1 protein-coding gene is annotated in these 248 nt (G+C 67.7%); it reads left to right on the forward strand.

All coding sequences use genetic code 11. From position 1 onward, the window contains the following. Window positions 1-248 (forward strand): Na+/H+ antiporter NhaC family protein (locus FS767_RS22450; protein ID WP_305986817.1); only part of this gene is annotated, 248 nt, incomplete at both ends.

Genomic DNA, 248 nt, shown 5'->3' on the forward strand with positions numbered 1-248 from the left:
CGCTGCTCTATGTGCTGACGCGCCTGGAGCTGGATCGCCGGCGGCTGTCCTGCGTCATGACCTTTGGCCTGATCGCCCCCTACATGTTCCTGCCGGTGGGCTTCGGCAGTCTCTATCTGCACGACATCCTCCTGGCCAGCGTGGCCCGCGCCGGGGTGGACGTCAGCGGCGTGGATCCCAGTCGCGCCATGCTGCTGCCGGCCCTGGGCATGGTGGTCGGCCTGCTGCTCGCGGTCTTCGTCAGCTAT

The sequence above is a fragment of the Pseudomonas sp. DE0010 genome (assembly GCF_007680745.1).
Lineage (GTDB): Bacteria > Pseudomonadota > Gammaproteobacteria > Pseudomonadales > Pseudomonadaceae > Aquipseudomonas > Aquipseudomonas parafulva_B.